Below are 14527 nucleotides of genomic sequence, written 5' to 3' on the forward strand. Positions count from 1 at the left end.
ACGATGCGTTGACTGGCAACCTAATCGATGGCCGGCGGCATAGCTTTTCCGAACCGCCAAAAGAGCTTCGAGCGCCGCCAGATCGCTCGCGGTCGTTGCGGGAGGCGATATCCCTTGCCAACATGGCAATACCGACGGTCGGGCAAGCAGCACGAACGAGAAGGGAATCGGCAATGGGACGATCAACATGCTGGCGCAGGAAGATATGACCCGTCGCCTTGACGCGGACGGCCAGCGTGCACAGACTTCTGCGATGGCCGTATTTCCTGACAGTGGCATTCGGCCGCGTTCGCACGCGGTTCCGATGCGGCGTTTTCCGCGTCCGGCGAAGGACGCCGCACAGATGTCGGTGCGATATGCTGTCGCGGATTACGCTGTCGACCAGATCCAGGATCTCAATCAGCTGGTCTCTGCGTTCGAGCCACTGAGCGACAGTCACTACCGCTGGCACATGAAAGAACCGTTCGGAAGCGGCCGCTACGAATTTTGCGCCTTGGCCGACGGGTTCTTCGTCACCTTTGCGGAGACGGAATATCAAACGCCCCAGGCGACATATTTCTCTTCGCCCGATAGCCTTCACATCTATCTCGCCAGCAGTGGCGACGGCGAATATGTGCCCGTCGATGGCGAGCCCTTGAGCTTCGAGGCGCCAAGCACGGTTTTCATCGTCGAGCCCGCCCACCAGCCTCTCGCCGAGGTCACGCTCGCGGGCGTCACGCGCTATATCTACATCGTGGTGCATCGCGAGGTGCTCAAGACGCTTTACGCGGGGAGCGCGCACGAGTTGCCCCCGCTGCTGCAAGCGTTCCTGGACGGCGATCTGCAGCGGACGTCAGGGCGCGCCTTACCTCTGAGCGCGGCGATGCTGCGCTGCCTTGAGGATGTTCAGACCTGCCCCGTCGACGGGCGTCGTCGCCGCCTGTTCCTGCAATCGAAAGCGCTGGAGATCATCTGCCAGGCGCTTGAAGCATTCGACCAGAGCGAGTGCTTCAGGTCGGCCGAGACAACGAAGCTGATCGCACGGGGCGTGGTGAAAGCGCAGCGGTTTCTAGAGGCAAACTATGTCACGCCACCTTCGCTCGATGAACTCGCGGTTGAAGTGGGGCTTAGCCGCAGCGCCTTGTGCACCGGTTTTCGCCAGATCCTGGGCCAGTCGGTTTTCGACTATGTTCAGGACCTGCGCATGCAGCGCGCGCTTGCGCTCCTCAGCAAGGGTGATGATCCCATCACCCAGATTGCATATGCCGTCGGGTATAATCGTTCTTCGAGCTTCTCGGTCGCGGTGAATCGCCATTTCGGCACAACGCCATCCAAGCTCCGTCAGCGGGGCACCTCCTTCCATCCCCGATAGGGCCTCGGCGTGTACGCTTTCACCGCCCGCTTCAGCCGCTGTCGAATGACGCGACCGGGCGCTTTTCCGCCGGGTGGCCTGAGCCAGCGTGGCGGACAGCGGACGCTCAGCGAAACGTTACAGGCAGCTACCGCTTCTCCCTGGATTTCCGCTTGGCATCAGGTGCGAACGGGTCCCTGGGTATCTGGTCGGAACGTCCCTTTTCTCGCGCACCAGCCACGGCCTTGGCCGCGTACATGCCGACACAACGGCGCAGCTCGGCAACCGCCGCGCCACTCCCCTCCAGGCTCAACTGCTCTACCGGCACGTCGCCCCGAGAGATATGGAGAGCCTTGGATGCTGCGAAATAGTCGGGGAATTTTGTTTCGAAATTCGTGACGAAGCCCTTTTTTCCGTCGGACTCAATTCCGACCACCTGCTGCCTGGAATAGCCGCCACTGGAGAGCCGAAAATTCAATTTCAGCCGGTCCATCCGTTTGATCGACCAGTTGTCATTCAGAACCGAGAGACGGTTGCTGCCATCGATATCGAGGCCGAGAAGGAGGGTCGTTCCCCCCGCTCCTTCATACGTCCTGGTCAGGAAGCAGCCTCTTTTGTCTTTGCTCGCCGCCACCGTCCAGCCTTCGACATCCCGCATGGCATATGCCTGGGCGGACGCAGGGGCGCTCGCGAGCAGCCCTGCGGAGAGAGCGACCGAAATGAATGTCCACCGGACAGCTCCCCGAACCCCAGCATGGACCAGTTCACGCATTCGGCACCTGATTCTCCACGGGGACTTCGTCCGACAGCGGCCATTTGGCCAGGAACGCGACACGACGGCGGAGGCTCCGCAGCCGATTGGACAATGACTGCTTCGGGTCGAGTCAGCAACTGACCCGAACGACGAAAATTGGCGCGCGCAGTCGCCCGTCGGTTAGCGAACCTGGCTTCTGCCATCATGCCGTCTATGGTGACGGGCTGGTCAGTTTGGAGCGAGTGATGAGCAATCCGTCAAAGGCGTGGGATGGAGAACTGGTCCGAAAATGGCTGGAGCGTCGGTTCACCGCGTCGAAGCTGGACCAGGCGGCGGCGGACAGGCGCGGATACGAGGCACAGGATGAGTATGACAAGGCCGCTGCCGAGGAATGGGTTTGCCGCGCGCTTCAGGCGGCGGATTGCACAAACGAGCAGGTCACATTCGCCAGGCGCATCAAGGAACTGATCGGCCTGGAAGAATATCGGGTGACGGGTATCCATGACGATACGCGTTTCGAGCGGCATGTTCGCGGGCAACTCAGGAAACTGGCCAAGATGACCAAGGCGAACGAGGGGTTCGAGAAGACGCTGCGCTATCAGTGACAAGGCGCAGCTGAGCGTATCGGCTTCGACCGGCCATCTCCACCAACCGCCAAGTTTGACCCCATATTGGCGGCACGACCGAACGTCAGTTTTCGGGATTTCCGAGATCCGTTGCTGACGGTCGTGAAAGCGCGCGCAACGCCAGACCAGCCCACGGGAAAGACGCCGACGTCAGGTCAGCGGGCAAGCCTAGCGGAAAACGAGATAGGCGATGCCGCTGATCGACAGAGCGACCGCGCTGGCCAAACAAAGAAGGCCAAACCCACAGCGTTGCAGCGCCGGATCGTAGCGCTCCATGACCTCTCCTCCAGCAGCTTTGGACGCTGCCGATGCGGAAAGGCTATCACACTGTCCCGATCGCGCAAGAGTCTGTCTCGTCCACCTCTTCGCTATCGACTGACGAGGACAGCCGATCGAGCAAATCGTCCAACGATTTCCGCTCTTCGTCGCTCAGGACGCCAAATATCCGCTCAGTCAATTCGAGTCGAAGCGGCTCGGTCGCCTTGATCGCACGCGTTCCCGTTTCGGTGAGCGACACGATCTTGGCACGGCGATCGCTTGGATCGGGATCGCGGCGCACCAGCCCGTCGCGCTCCAGCCCGTCGAGCCCCTCAGTCACGGTGCGCGGTGCAAGCCCCAGCAAATCGGCGATATCGGTCGCGCGCGAAGGGCCTTCCTTTTGCAGATATAACAGGAACTTGGTCCGCGCGAGCGACGCCCCGCACTCGGCCATGCGCCGGTCTAGCAAGCGATGCATGCGAAAGAACAGCTTACCGAATTTGGAAGCGAGGGCGTCTAGGTCGGGCATTTAGTGAGGGTCCTCAAAATATGGTATTGCCTTATGCTGCAGCCGCGAGCAAAGGCAAGGCGCGATTTGCTTGTACGAGGATGAGAGAGTCGATGTCCGCCGACGAAACGCCCCAATCAGCCGAAGACAAGGACAGGGCCGAGCGGCCATCACCGCTGCGCAATCCCCGCACCCGCATGATCCTGATCGTCATCGTCGTTGCAGTCCTGCTAGCCGGTGGCCTGTGGTATTGGCGCTATGAAACCCATGGCAGATATATGCAGAGCACCAACGATGCCTATGTCCAGGCCGACGCGGTGGTGGTTTCGCCCAAGGTCGGTGGCTATGTCGCCGAGTTGTTCGTTGCCAACAATCAGCAAGTGAAAGTCGGCCAGCCGCTGCTCCGCATCGACTCGCGCGACTATCAGGCGCAGACCGCGCAATATCAGGCGCAGATCGACGTCGCGACGGCCAATGCCCAGGGCGTGCGCGCGCAGATCAGCGAGCAGCACGCAGGGATCGACCAGGCACGCGCCCAGCTCGCCCAGGCGAAAAGCGCGTGGCAGTTCGCCCATGGCCAGGTCGCGCGCTACGCCCCCCTCGCCAGCACCGGCGCTGAAACGGGCGAGAAGCTCGCCCAGTTGCGCGATCAGGAAAAGCAGGCGGGGGCGCAGGTCGCCTCCGCGCAGGCCGCATTGACCAGCGCACAGCGGCGGATCGGGACCTTGCAGAGCCAGATCGGCCAGGCGTTGTCGCAAGGCAAGGCCGCCGAGGCACAACTCGACGCTGCCAAGGTCAATCTCGGCGCGACGGTCATCCGCGCTAGCATCGACGGCCGGGTGGGCGACAAATCGGTACAGCTCGGCCAGTTCGTCCAGCCGGGCGTGCGCCTGATGTCAGTGGTGCCGGTCGACAAACTCTATGTCGAGGCCAACTTCAAGGAGACTCAGGTCGGGCTGATACGCGTTGGCCAGCCGGTCAAGGTCAAGGTCGATGCGCTGTCGGGGGTCGAGATCATCGGCCATGTCGAGAGCTTCTCGCCCGGCACCGGCGCGCAATTCTCGCTGATCCCGCCGCAGAACGCGACCGGCAACTTCACCAAGATCGTCCAGCGGGTTCCCGTCCGCATCGCGATCGACGCCGGGCCGGAGACGCGCAAGCTGCTGTTGCCGGGCATGTCGGTCGATGTCGAGGTCGATACCGTGTCGGCCAAGGGCGCGCGCCAGCAGATCGAGCGCGAACAGGACGCCTTCAACCGGCGGCAGGGCAAATGACCGCGGCGACCGCCGACGCCCTGCCCGCGCCCCAGGCATCGCCCGCGCCGGAGCGCGCCGATCTGGGCGCGTGGCTGGCGGTGGCGGCGGGCAGCCTGGGCGCGCTGATGGCGACGCTCGACATCTCGATCGTCAATTCGTCGCTCCCCACCATCCAGGGCGAGATCGGCGCGAGCAGCACCGAGGGGACCTGGATCGCGACGTCCTACCTCGTCGCGGAGATCGTCATCATCCCGCTCAGCGCCTGGCTTGAGCGCGTGCTGGGCCTGCGCACCTTCCTGCTGATCGCGACGACGCTGTTCATTGCCTTCTCCATGATGTGCGGCGTGTCGACCAACCTGACCATGATGATCCTCGGCCGCGCCGGACAGGGTTTCACCGGTGGTGCCCTGATCCCGACCGCGATGACGATCATCGCGACGCGCCTGCCGCCATCGCAGCAGCCGATCGGCACGGCGATGTTCGGGGTCACCGCGATCCTCGGGCCGGTGCTGGGGCCATTGGTCGGCGGCTGGCTGACCGAGAATATCAGCTGGCACTATGCCTTCTTCATCAACCTGCCGGTCGGTGCCGTGCTGATCTCGTTGCTGATCGTCGGCCTGCCGCACCAGAAGGCACAGCTCAGCCAGTTCCGTGAGGCCGACTGGCTGGGGATCGCCGGGCTCGCGCTCGGGCTCGGCGGGCTGACCGTCGTGCTGGAGGAAGGACAGCGCGAGCAATGGTTCGAATCCGCGCTGATCATCAAGCTGACCGGAGTGGCGATCCTTGGGTTCCTGCTCTTGCTGGCGGGGCAGATATTTGCGCGGCGGCCGGTCATCCGATTGCAACTCCTGCTCGATCGCCAGTTCGGCAGCGTCGCGCTGATGGGCATGGTGCTCGGCATGGTGCTGTACGGCACTTCCTACGCGATCCCGCAATTCGTGGCGGTGGTGGCGAACTACAACGCGCTGCAGGCCGGCCATGTCGTGCTGCTGGCCGGTATCCCCAGCCTGATCCTGATGCCCTTCACACCGTTGCTGATGAAATATATCGACATCCGAATCGCGGTGACTTTCGGCATGCTGGTCATGGCCTATAGTTGCTGGAACGATTCCGATCTCACCGCGCTCTCGGTGGGCGGCGCCTTCACCGTGGGGCAGCTTCTGCGCGGTGTGGGCACGATCTTCGTGATGCTGTTCCTCAACCAGGCGGCGATCCGGTCCGTACCGCCCGCATTCGCCGGCGATGCTTCCGGCCTGTTCAACGCGGCACGCAATATCGGCGGGTCGGTCGGGCTGGCGATGCTGGCGACCATCCAGGACCAGCGGCTCTGGTTCCATTCGCGCCGGCTTGAGGAAACGCTGTCGGCCAATTCGCTCGCGGTGCAGGATTGGGTTGCCGGCACCGCCCGGTCGATGGGCGGCACCAGTGCCGCGATCCGGTCGATCGAGAGCAATGTCCAGCTCCAGGCGCTGGTCATGACCTATAATGACATCTTCTGGCTGCTGGCACTCGGCATCCTGATCGTCACCCCGCTCGTCCTGTTCCTGCGTCCGTTGCCCAAGGGCGCGCCGATGGCGGCGGCTCACTAGAGGTGATCATGCGTTATCCTGCCCTGCTCCCCCTGGTCGCGCTGGTCAGCGCCTGCACCGTCGGTCCGAATTATGCCGGGCCGCCCAAGGTCGGCGCCGCGACCGCCCCTTCCAGCACGTTCGCGCGCAGCAGCACGGCAGTGACCCCGGCAGCGCCAGCGCTGGCGCGCTGGTGGGAGTCGCTGGGCGATCCGACCCTCGACGCGATCGAGGAGCGCGCCCTGGCCGACAATCCGAATGCCGCGATCATGGTGGCGCGCGTGCGTCAGGCCCGCGGCACGCTGCGGCAGGAACGCGCGAAGCTGTTGCCCAACGGTTCGGCGAGCGCCTCCTATGTTCATGCGCAGTTACCCGGCATCGACCTCGGTGGCGAAAACAGCAGCAGTGGCAACAGCACCTCGCTCGACTTCTACAATGCCGGGTTCGACGCGAGCTGGGAGGTCGATCTGTTCGGTGGACAGCGGCGATCGACGCAAGCGGCGGGCGCGACGTTGCAGGCCGCCGAAGCGAACGTCGCCGACGCGCAGGTCCAGCTGACCGCCGACGTCGCACAATCCTATATCGCGCTGCGCGATACGCAGGCGCGGCTTGCGCTGGTAAGCCGCACCGCCGACCTGCAGCGCCAGATGCTCGATCTTACGCGGCAGCGCCAAGGGCGCGGCGTGGCCTCCGCGCTCGATGTCGAGCGGCTCGAGGGGCAGTTCCGCGCGACCCAGGCCCAGATCGCGCCGATGGAAGCCGATGCCGAGGCCTACATGAACGCGCTTGCCGTGCTGGCCGGACAGCGCCCGGGGGCACTCGACGATCTGGTCAAGCAGCCGAATCCACTTCCGCTGCCCCCGGCCAGCGTTGCGGTGGGCGACCCGGCCGACCTGCTCCAGCGCCGCCCGGATATCCGCGCGGCAGAGCGCCAACTCGCGGCAGCGACCGCCAAGATCGGCGTCGCCGAAGCGGCACGCTTTCCCAAGGTAAGTTTCATGGGACTGATCGGGATCGGCGGCACCAAGCCGGGCGACCTTACCAACCTCAATGACATCAGCGCGCTGGTGATGCCGCAGATCCAGTGGAATTTCCTCGATTTCGGGCGAAACGCGGCGCAGGTCGATCAGGCGAAAGGCGTGCGCGATGAAGCAGAGGCGCGCTATCGCCAGGCGGTGTTGGGCGCACTCAAGGACGCCGAGGACGCGTTGACCCGGTTCGGTCACCAGCGCCAGACGCTGGTCGCCCTGGCCCAGGCCAAAGCGTCAGCGGAGCGGGCGGCGATCCTGATGCAGCAGCGTTATCATGCCGGCACCGCGACGCTGATCGATGTGCTCGACGCCGAGCGCCAACGGGCCTCGGCAGAACAGAATCTGGCGGCAGGAACGGCGGAGCTGTCGAACGACTATATCGCCTTGCAGAAGGCGCTTGGCCTGGGCTGGCAGCCGTCGAGCAGTTGAGCTCTCGCTCGCTCGCACCACCGCGGTGCGACGGGCGACAGTTCGTATTGAGAGGGCAATTCCCTTGCTGGATCAGGAGAGGAACCGCCCCGGTCGAATTTTACTTCGACCAGGTCCACTCCGAAGGCGATTTCCGACAGCCGCCTCCGGGGGCACCTGTCCAGGCCCGGCCGCGAACCACCCGCCCCGTTGCGCCGCCGGTCGGCTTTCCATTCCTGAGCGCGAACGCGCCATTGACGAGCACGTCATCGACGCCAGTCGCGAGTTGCGCCGCGTCGGCAAACGTCGCGTGATCGCTGATCGTTTTGGGATCGAACACCACGATGTCGGCAAAATAGCCCTTCTTCAGGCGCCCCCGGTCCTTGAGGGACAGATTGTCAGCTGGCAGGCTCGTCAGTCGACGGATCGCCTCGGTCAGCGAAATGACCTGTTTCTCGCGAACATAATGTCCAAGCAACCGCGCGAAATTCCCATAGGCACGGGGATGATTGTGCGCGAGCAGGAACACGCCTTCGGGTGCGGGAGCCGCCTCGTCCGAGCCGAAGCTCATCCATGGCAGTGCGATCGCCCGTTGCACGTTTTCTTCGCTCATCAGGAAATATGCGACTCCGACACGGGTGCCGTCTTCGACGACGAGATCCATGGCGGTCTCTTCGGGACTCTTGCCGCGCATCCTGGCAACCTCAGCAAGGGTCTTGCCCGCCAGCGGTTTCAGCGCAGGGTTTTTGAAGGCCAGCAAGAGTGTCCCCTCGGCGCCGGCTCCCGCGTACAAATTCTCCCAGGTGCCAGGATGGGGATTCCGCATTTCGGACGCTACCCGGGCTCGGATCGCTGGATCCTTGAGGCGCGCGATCCAATCTTCGAGGCCCCCGGATTGCACCCAGGACGGCATCGCAGCGTCGAAGCCGGTCGCTCCGGCGGTGTAGGTGTACATGTCAGCCGTAACGCGGACACCCTTTGCCCGTTCGGCTTCGATCATCCGGACCACGGTATCGAACTTGCCCCAATTGTCGCGGCCGGCCTGTTTGAAATGATAAATCTCGGCCGGTGCACCGGACGCCCTCGCGATATCGAAGGTCTCCTGAACGGCCTGTTCGAGACGATCACCCTCGCTTCGAATATGGGCGATGTACATGCCGCCGCATTGTGCGGAGACCTTGGCCAGCGCGATCAATTCCGGCGTTTTCGCATAGGTATTCGGAGAATAAATGAGAGCGTCGCTCAGTCCGAGCGCCCCGCCCTCCATCTGTTCGCGCACCAGTTGCTGCATGGCCGAAACCTGCTCGGGCGTCGGCTGGACGTCCCCCTCGCCAAGAACGTAATTCCGGACCGTCCCGGCCCCCACGAAGGAAGCAACGTTGGGAGCAATACCCTTATGCTCGAGCATCTCGAGATATTCGCTGAGCGTATTCCAGTTGATAGGGTATTTTATATCGCCTTGCCGGGCTGGCATCAGCGCCTTCATGCGCGCGTTCACCGGCCCCATTGAATCCTCACCCAGAACTTCAAGCGTGACGCCCTGCCTCAGATCGGACAGCGCTCGGCCGTCGGCGATGAGACTTTCCTCCGGGTGCGCCAGCATGTTGATGAAGCCTGGTGCCACGGCTTTGCCCCGTGCATCGATCTCGACTTTTGCCGACCCCGATATGTGATCGGCGATTGCGACGATGCGATCACCGTGGACGGCGATGTCCGCAACGCGTGACTTGGCCCCGCTGCCGTCGAACAGCTCACCATTCCTGATGATGACGTCGTAAACCGGCGCGGGGCTTCCTGCCCGGACCTGAGGCAGAAAGCTCAAGGCACTGGCGGTCAGCAAAAGGCTCCCGACAATCAGCCGTTTCCGCACGCGCCGTAGTCCGAAGCGATCCGAAGATGGTTCGACGATCATCGGCTCGAATATTTCTACCGATGCGCCAGTCGGACAATTCGTATCCTGGATCATAACCGCCCTCCTCAGGAATTTCTGTTCTTTATTACAAGCTTCTAAGCCCGGTTTAGACAAGCCGCCGTCGGCTGGCTTGCCCTTATCGCCATAGTCATCGAGTTCGGCGTCGAATCCGCGCGACGACGGACATGGGCCTGGGCAGCGGGCATCACGGCAAGAGTCATACCAGGAGCTGATACCCGCCCCAGCTATGCCAGCCATAGCCCTCAGCGGCCATGGCAAGCTGGGTCCGGCGCAACGCTTCGGCTGGCGCCACACCGGTCGCAAGCTGCCAATGGAACCGCGTCGCGACTTCGCGCGCCACCGCATCGGCGACGGGATAGATCGTTGCCACGACCATCGCCGCGCCCGCCCGGACCAGGCTCTGCGCAAGGCCGAACGCCGCCTCCCCGCCGACGGCGCGTGCCGATGCGCCTCCGCACAGCGAGAGAAAGACGAGCCTAGTGCCGCTAAGGTCGAGTTGCCGGATATCCTGCCCGGACAACAGCCGGGGCGATCCATCAGCCGCACGGCCGCCAGCTACCAGCGCCGCCGCGTCCATCGCCGCCTCCGCCTCGCTGAGAAAGGTAACCGGATCCCTCGCCGCAAGCGCGCGATCGAGGTGGCGCAGGGTTCCGCGGACAAGGCCGTGCGTCGCGATGTGCACCAGCGCATGTTGCTCGAGCATGCGGGCCGTCGTCACCGGGTCCGCCGAATCGTCCCGCAGATGCGTGCAGTTCCAAAGCTGGGCGATCGCTTCTCCTTCACCAGCAGCGTCAGGCAGCGCCGCCGTGCTGCCGTCCGGGGCCTGTTCCGCGACGCTGATCACCACGGCCGAGGCGAAACCGCCGCCCCGATCGTCGGCAAACGGCCTGCCGGTCGCGTTCAGCGGCATCACGATGGCGGAACGCTCCGCCAGGCGCGTACCGTCGCGAAGCCCGAGCGCCGCGAACGGAAACAAAGCGCTCGGTCCTTCCGCGATGATGACGATCTGCTCGCCATCGCGCGGCTCCTGGTCTCCTTCGGGCCGCAAGCGCTGCGAAAGCCCGAAGAGCTGGTTGGCCGCCTCATGGCCAGCCTCGCCCCCGGTCACGGCAGCATCGAAGGCAGCCATCAGGGCCAGTTGATGAATATCGCCGTAGATCGCGCCGGCCGGCCCGCAATTCCATCCCTGGACGTCGAGCGTCCCGTCACCACGAGGCCGGACCGCCAGACAGAACAAGATACTCTCGCCCGATTGCTGACGGGCATCCTCGGACAAGGGCTGCGCTTCGAGATAATGGTAGAGGATGGCAGACCCGGCACCGAGCAACGACTCTGCCGGATCGCGGAAAACCAGATCGAGCAGCGCCAGTTCAGACGACGTCGCGACCGCCTCCAGATAGTTCAGGCCGTTCAGGATATAGGCGTGCGGCGTATCCTCGGTATAGCGATAGACCGAGTTTCCGACGCCCTGGTCGGTGATCGCTCTCTTGCCCGCTTCGAAATCGAACCCGAAATTGGTATAGGGCAGCCGGTCGACCTGATCGAGAAGGTCGGGATCGGGCGCGGTCCGCAGGATGCTGACAGCATTCGAGAGCCCCGCCACATAGCGATAGAAATAGCCGAGAAGGATCCTCGGGATCGAGCTTATCCCCAGCAGCGCCATCGATCGCAGATCGTAAAGCTCCTTGGAATAATAGGCGATTTCCGCGTCGGAGAGCTTGTCCCGCTCGCGATGGATTCTGATCAGGGTCAGGAAGATCGCGACCTGGATCTGGTCCATCAGGAGGAAGAGATTGCCATCCCGGACGAGCGCCTGGGCGTGGAATTTCGCATCCTGCAGCTGCCGATCCAGCTCATACCAGTCGCCATCCGGCGCGCGCGACGCCTCCTTTTCTTCCGGAAGGTAGATACCCATGACGTCGCACTGCTTCTCCAGTGCCGCGATCACCTCGCCAAACGTCCCCGAGCCATAGCCATCCGGATCTGGTTCGATCGACCGGAAGCGGGATCGGGAGGCGTTGAGCGCACGCCATAGTCTCCCTGCGTAACAGGCCGGCGCTTCGGCCTCGTCGGGTCCGGGCGCGAGGTCGATCGCCTCGAGAAACCGCACCGCCTGCATCTCGTCCTCGCCGACATTGTGGCCAGTGCGGCCGTCGGTCCAATAGGGGTCAGCCATGTGCTCGGAGGCGACCCGGCGCTGACGGTCGAGTTCGGCCACCAGGAATGCACCGAGAGCGCCGACATGTTGCCCCGGCGATTGGTCCAGCCCATGCGCATCAGGATCGGGCGTGCCGGGCAGCGACAGGTCCCCGGGATTGCGGGTCCGCAATCCAAGGCCCCGACGCAGCGCGCCGACCAGGCTCTTCACGGTTTTGCCTGGAGCTGCTTCATCGTCCTGGCGAGAGTCTCGATATTCTCGGCGGTGCCCGATCCCTCGACAAAGGTCTCGCCACCATCGACCGAGAATTTGAACTTGATGTATTTCTGCTCGCGCAGCTTGCTCAGAAAGTCAGTGATGGGCGCGGTAAGCGCGGGCAGCGCGTTCAGCACGCCGAGGATGAAGGCTGCAGACACGAGTTCCCCAGCCGTCCGCGTCGTTGCCTGCTCAATCGGAGCCACGCTCGATTCCACCCCCAGCAGCCCGGCCAGCTGCGCCGCATCAGCATCGGAAAGTCCGGTGATGTCGAGCCTGTATCGATCCAATTGCCCTCTCCCCTTCGATGTCGCCCGACGCGAAATCCCGGCCTCCATCCGATCCTCTTTGATTCGGGTGACCACCGGACGAGCATGTTGCGCCCATCCGCGCCGATTGAGCAACCATCTCCCGCGCCTTCCGGCGGACGATCCATGCGCCATTCGATTGCTCGGTCGCTTGTGCTGCCCTGTTGCTGCTAATGCTCGCCGGTATCGATGTTGCGCGAGCCAGGATATTTCCTGGCCTCGGGCATCGCCACTTCATCGTGCCGCGGCTGGTAGGGCCATCCTGCAACTCAAGCAGGCCACCCACAAAGGCTGTCCGCACCACCCTGCGCAGCCCGCTGAAACGGTCACAATGAACAACCTCTGGAGATGATGCCCTGACCAAGTGGAGCAAGGGCTCTTAACGCTTCAAGGGGCTCGTTCAGCCTGCTCACCATCCCCTGGCGGTCGGTTTCTGCGGACCCCATGACCAGTCTTCAAGAAGCCCGCACGGACCGTTCTGTCGCCTCGCGTCGCTACGACGCCAGCCCACCCAGGCAGAGATATTTTATCTCCAGATAGTCCTCAATTCCGTAGCGAGAACCTTCCCGGCCGGTACCCGATTCCTTCACCCCGCCGAAAGGTGCAACCTCAGTCGAGATGATGCCGGTGTTGATACCGACCATGCCATATTCGAGCGCTTCCGCCACACGCCACACGCGCCCCAGATCCCGTGCGTAGAAATACGCCGCGAGGCCGAAGCGAGTATTGTTGGCCTGCGCGATGACCTCGCCCTCGTCCTCGAACCGGAACACCGGGGCAAGCGGCCCGAACGTCTCCTCCTGTGACACAGCCATCGCCGCGGTGACACCGGTCAGCAACGTCGGCTCGAAGAAAGTGCCGCCGAGCGCCGAACGCGCGCCGCCACAGACAGTGGTTGCCCCCTTGCCGACCGCATCCGCGATGTGGCGCTCGATCTTGTCGAGCGCTGCCGCATCGATCAGCGGCCCGATGTCAGTGCCCTCAACCGCGCCGTCACCCACCTTCAGCGCGCACACGGCATCGGCCAGTCGCGTAACGAAGGCGTCGTGAATTCCCGTCTGCACATATAGACGATTGGCACAGACGCAGGTCTGCCCGGCATTGCGGTATTTCGACGCCATCGCGCCCGCGACCGCCTGATCCAGATCGGCGTCGTCGAAAACGATGAAGGGCGCGTTCCCGCCCAGTTCCAGACCGAGCTTCTTCACCGTATCGGCGGATTGCCGGAACAAGAGCTTGCCGACCTCGGTCGATCCCGTGAACGAAAGTTTGCGCACCACCGGGCTGGCAGTCATCTCACCGCCCATCGTACGCGCATCGGTGGTGGGAAGGATGCTCAGCAACCCGGCAGGCAGCCCCGCTTCCTCCGCCAGCACCGCGAGCGCCAGCGCCGACAGCGGCGTCTGCTCGGCGGGTTTGACGACGATGGCACAGCCCGCCGCCAACGCGGGCGCGACCTTACGCGTGATCATCGCCGCCGGGAAATTCCATGGCGTGATTGCCGCGACCACCCCAACGGGCTGCTTCAGCACCAGAATACGCTGATCGGCATTGTGCGTGGGAATGATATCGCCATAAGCGCGCTTGCCCTCCTCAGCGAACCATTCGAGGAAAGACGCGGCATAAGCGATCTCGCCTCGACTTTCGGCGATTGGCTTGCCCTGTTCGGCGGTCATCAGGATCGCGAGATCCTCCTGATGCGCCATCATCAGCTCGAACCAGCGTCGCAGGATTACCGCGCGCGCCTTTGCTGTGGTCGCCGCCCACGCCGGCATAGCGGCGGCCGCCTGCGCTATCGCCGCGCGCGTTTCGGCGAGGCCCATATCGGCCACTTCCGCCAACTGCGCGCCGTTCGCCGGGTTGGTGACGGCAAAACGTCGCTCGGCGCCGGTCCAGCGGCCACCCAGAAATGCATCCGCGCGCAGCAGATCGGGGCGGCTCAAACGAACGGGAGAGGAAACTGCATTGTTGCTCATCATGAAATCCGCACCTGCTTGGGAAAGACCTTTATGCGCGTCTCCAATGGCGGAAAGGAGTGGCCATACGGGAAAGAAACGACGCGCCGGCTCAACCCAGATGTCTCCTGTCGCGGCCAGCGCGACCTTCCCCGGGTCACTCACCCTTGCCAAAGCCG

At 63.7% G+C, this 14527-nt stretch carries 11 protein-coding genes; 5 read left to right on the top strand and 6 right to left on the bottom strand.

Annotation, left to right across the window (positions count from 1 at the left end; translation table 11 throughout):
- Window positions 1-187 precede the first annotated feature (187 nt).
- On the top strand, window positions 188-1351 hold the full coding sequence (locus NDN01_RS11515; RefSeq protein ID WP_272627513.1) for a helix-turn-helix transcriptional regulator: 1164 nt from the start codon (window positions 188-190) through the stop codon (window positions 1349-1351).
- A 127-nt stretch (window positions 1352-1478) separates the two neighbouring features.
- On the opposite strand, the gene NDN01_RS11520 is transcribed toward NDN01_RS11515, so the two are convergent.
- The gene (locus NDN01_RS11520; protein ID WP_272627514.1) at window positions 1479-2102 is read right to left on the bottom strand and encodes a hypothetical protein; all 624 of its coding nucleotides are present in this window, start codon (window positions 2100-2102) and stop codon (window positions 1479-1481) included.
- 227 nt (window positions 2103-2329) lie between these two features.
- On the opposite strand from NDN01_RS11520, the gene NDN01_RS11525 reads away from it, so the two are divergent.
- Complete coding sequence (locus NDN01_RS11525; RefSeq protein ID WP_272627515.1) at window positions 2330-2689, top strand: hypothetical protein; 360 nt, start codon at window positions 2330-2332, stop codon at window positions 2687-2689.
- A gap of 343 nt (window positions 2690-3032) precedes the next feature.
- Here the strand turns inward: NDN01_RS11525 and NDN01_RS11530 are convergent, their stop codons facing one another.
- Complete coding sequence (locus NDN01_RS11530) at window positions 3033-3446, bottom strand: MarR family winged helix-turn-helix transcriptional regulator (RefSeq protein WP_272627516.1); 414 nt, start codon at window positions 3444-3446, stop codon at window positions 3033-3035.
- Window positions 3447-3589: 143 nt separating this feature from the next.
- Between NDN01_RS11530 and NDN01_RS11535 the strand changes: the two genes are divergently transcribed.
- The 3 genes from NDN01_RS11535 to NDN01_RS11545 are packed head-to-tail and all read left to right on the top strand — an operon-like array spanning window position 3590 to window position 7760.
- Window positions 3590-4750, top strand: a complete 1161-nt coding sequence (locus tag NDN01_RS11535) for an HlyD family secretion protein (RefSeq protein WP_272627518.1) — start codon at window positions 3590-3592, stop codon at window positions 4748-4750.
- On the top strand, window positions 4747-6321 hold the full coding sequence (locus NDN01_RS11540) for an MDR family MFS transporter (RefSeq protein WP_272627520.1): 1575 nt from the start codon (window positions 4747-4749) through the stop codon (window positions 6319-6321). Before NDN01_RS11535 ends, NDN01_RS11540 begins: the two co-directional genes overlap by 4 nt.
- Window positions 6322-6329: 8 nt before the next feature.
- Entirely contained in the window at window positions 6330-7760 is a 1431-nt protein-coding gene (locus NDN01_RS11545) for an efflux transporter outer membrane subunit (RefSeq protein WP_272627521.1), read from the top strand.
- A 100-nt stretch (window positions 7761-7860) separates the two neighbouring features.
- Here the strand turns inward: NDN01_RS11545 and NDN01_RS11550 are convergent, their stop codons facing one another.
- The 4 genes from NDN01_RS11550 to NDN01_RS11565 all read right to left on the bottom strand — a co-directional run bounded on the left by NDN01_RS11550 (window position 7861) and on the right by NDN01_RS11565 (window position 14369).
- Window positions 7861-9705: an N-acyl-D-amino-acid deacylase family protein gene (locus tag NDN01_RS11550; protein ID WP_272627523.1), complete on the bottom strand. Its 1845-nt coding sequence runs from the start codon at window positions 9703-9705 to the stop codon at window positions 7861-7863.
- Between the two features lie 163 nt (window positions 9706-9868).
- Entirely contained in the window at window positions 9869-12040 is a 2172-nt protein-coding gene (locus NDN01_RS11555) for a CHAT domain-containing protein (protein ID WP_272627525.1), read from the bottom strand.
- Window positions 12037-12375, bottom strand: a complete 339-nt coding sequence (locus tag NDN01_RS11560) for a hypothetical protein (RefSeq protein WP_272627527.1) — start codon at window positions 12373-12375, stop codon at window positions 12037-12039. Before NDN01_RS11560 ends, NDN01_RS11555 begins: the two co-directional genes overlap by 4 nt.
- A 512-nt stretch (window positions 12376-12887) precedes the next feature.
- Complete coding sequence (locus NDN01_RS11565) at window positions 12888-14369, bottom strand: NAD-dependent succinate-semialdehyde dehydrogenase (RefSeq protein ID WP_272628174.1); 1482 nt, start codon at window positions 14367-14369, stop codon at window positions 12888-12890.
- Window positions 14370-14527 lie beyond the last annotated feature (158 nt).

The organism is Sphingomonas sp. QA11, from assembly GCF_028473665.1.
Classification (GTDB): domain Bacteria; phylum Pseudomonadota; class Alphaproteobacteria; order Sphingomonadales; family Sphingomonadaceae; genus Sphingomonas; species Sphingomonas phytovorans.